The sequence below is a fragment of the Paraburkholderia sp. genome (assembly GCF_035501035.1).
GTDB lineage: Bacteria > Pseudomonadota > Gammaproteobacteria > Burkholderiales > Burkholderiaceae > Paraburkholderia.
On the sequence record NZ_DATJWR010000046.1, the window covers coordinates 1 to 2522 of the forward strand.

A 2522-nucleotide genomic window follows, 5' to 3' on the forward strand; every position below is an offset into this window, starting at 1 on the left:
CCATGGTCGGACGACGACGGGGGCGCTTCTGCCGTCGCCGTTTGGGCGGGCGAACGGGTCTCGGGCTGCACGGCTCGCGCGGACTCTTGGGCGCGTGCCATAGGCTGTGATTGCGGAGCCGGCGTTGGCGTGCGAACCGGCAGCGGCTGAGTGCGCGCAGGTTTGGCTGACGGTTGTTTTGGAGGAGAGGCCTTGTGCGGCTCAGCGGCCGCTTGTGGTGGTCGTGTTGTCGCGGCAGGCAGCGCCGGACCTGGATCCGGTATTTCAACGATACTCATCTGCAGCGGCTGTTCGAGCTTACGTTCGGGGACCGGTCTTGCATGCAGGCTGCGTCCGAGCACGACAAGAAAGATCCCCCACGCCAGTGCGCCCAGCGCCACGGCAATCGTGATCCTCGCTGTCCGGTTGTCACCCGCCTTGATAAGGAACTGCCCGGCTCTATTCACGATGAACCGCAACAAGAAAATGCTCGGCTCCCGCGCGACGGGCCGCCAGCATCGCCTGCACGACCATACCATGTCCCGCTGCATCATCGGCGGCGATGATGACGTCATGGTCCGGGCGCAGGGCGCGCCTGATCGCCGGTTCTACCTGATCGAGACGAACGGCCTGGCGGTTGACGAAAATTGCGTTGCTGCGGTCGATGCTCACAGTCGGCGGTCCATCTGCGGACATCTGCTGCGCACGACCGGACGGCAGGTTCACCTTCACCGCGTCCAGTCGTTGCATGGCAAGCGATGCCAGCATGAATGTCGCCAGCAGAAAGAACATGACGTCGATCATCGGGATGATTTCGATGCGACCACGCCTGGCGGCGCGAGAGCGACGAAACTTCACGGCGCGGCACCTTGTCCTTCGGTAGCGAGGCGGATCTCGCTGATACGCTCATTCGCAAACGACTCGAGTTCGTCCATCAGCCGTTCAAGGCGCCGTGAAAAATAGTTGAATGCGAACAGGGAGAACAACGCGACAACCAGGCCAACGGCGGTTGCTACCAGCGACTGGGCGACGCCACCCGTGACACCGCCCGGATTGACGAGGCCGTTACCGCCGAACAGCTGGAATGAATGCATCATGCCCACGATCGTGCCCAGCAATCCAAGGAGCGGTGCCGCCGTCACAATCGTCTCCAGCACCCAGAAACCCTTGCTCATGTCCCGCTCGATCGTCGCCGCGATCGCTTCGGTCTTCGACTCGCGATACCAGATTGGGACATCTGGACGGTCTGCGAGCGGGACGCTCAGACGCCTGAGAACATGGCGCGCCGGCAGCAAATCCAAGGCTTCGATAACGGGTTCCGGGGACATGCCAGCGGCGGCCGGCACTCGCGCACCTGTATCGGGCGTACGGGCAAAGCGCAGGAAGACATATGCGCGGTCGATCACAATCGCGATCGCCACGATGGCAAGCACGCTTAGAGGATAGATCACCCACCCCCCGAGTTGTACGGCACCCAGAAAAGTCGTCCAGTCGTTCATTTCAGCATTCCCTCGTCATGCATCAGAAGTTCTTGGTAATACCCGCGTAGACGGCGATGCGCGGTCCGTACTGCGGGGCGCCCACGCCGATACCCGAGCCGTCACGCAGTTCATACACACGGTCGAATGCGTTGATCAGCAGCAGGCGGGCATCAAATTTTCCGATCAGCGGGTTGTTGATATTGAAGTGCTGGATGACGCCGAGATTGACCTGCGTATACCACGGCAGGCGATCGGTATTCGCGAAGCCACTGCGCAGACCACTGCCGATTATGCTATCAACCGTGAAGGTGGTCTGGCCGAGCGTGTAGGTGCCCCCGAATGATGCCGACACGCGTTGATCGTGGTCCAGATACACCCAGTGACTGGCGATGTAAGCGAGTTCGTCGGCGTCGAAATTGAACTGTGCCGAATTGATGTTTTTGCCCTGCGCACGACTGAGCGCGACGTTCATGTAGGCGGAAACGTTATCCTGCCTGTAGTTCGCAGTGAACTCCACGCCGTACACACGACCGTACTGGTAATTGAACGGCGTAAAGATCAGCGCGGTGCCAAACTGACCTTCATCGAGCAGATTGGTCGACTTCTTGTAGTAGGCGTCCAGACCAATGGTCAGGGACGAAGTCAGCCGCTGCGTCACGCCCAGGTCAAAGTAATGGCTGCGCTCCGGTTGCACCGGGTCGTTCTGCCCCGATACCTGGGCCGTAGTGCCCGCATATTTGGCAATGTCGGCGTTCGACACCAGTTCGAAGGCCGGCGGCGTGAAGTAGCGGGCGTAACCGGCGTGAACCGTGGTCGAGGGCGTCAGCGCATACACCATGCCAATGCGGGGACTTAGCTGGCTGGCACTGACGTACTCACTCATCCTGTCGTAGCGCAGGCCATAGTTGATCGTCAGCTTGTCGGTGACCTTCCATTCATCCTGCACGTACGCGCTGTAGAGATAGCCGGTCTTGGTGCTCGAGTCAGGGATACTGATCGGCTGATCGGAGGACTGGTTGCCGTTCTCGTCAACCGGAAAGACGGTGAGATTGTTGTCAAAGA

General features: G+C 60.4%; 3 protein-coding genes. All 3 read right to left on the reverse strand.

Annotated features, from left to right (window positions below):
- Window positions 1–438: 438 nt before the first annotated feature.
- The gene (locus VMJ11_RS02625) at window positions 439–837 is read right to left on the reverse strand and encodes a biopolymer transporter ExbD (RefSeq protein ID WP_325616623.1); all 399 of its coding nucleotides are present in this window, start codon (window positions 835–837) and stop codon (window positions 439–441) included.
- Window positions 834–1478 (reverse strand): MotA/TolQ/ExbB proton channel family protein, encoded by a 645-nt coding sequence (locus VMJ11_RS02630; protein WP_325616625.1) that lies wholly within the window; start codon window positions 1476–1478, stop codon window positions 834–836. The genes VMJ11_RS02625 and VMJ11_RS02630 overlap by 4 nt, the downstream gene beginning before the upstream one ends.
- A 22-nt stretch (window positions 1479–1500) precedes the next feature.
- Window positions 1501–2522, reverse strand: a 1022-nt coding sequence (locus tag VMJ11_RS02635; RefSeq protein WP_325616627.1) for a TonB-dependent receptor plug domain-containing protein, incomplete at its 5' end; no start/stop codon positions are given.

Bases quoted from the DNA above. Each gene is read 5' to 3' on its own strand.
- VMJ11_RS02630 (WP_325616625.1), bottom strand. From the start codon at position 1,478: ATGAACGACTGGACGACTTTTCTGGGTGCCGTACAACTCGGGGGGTGG.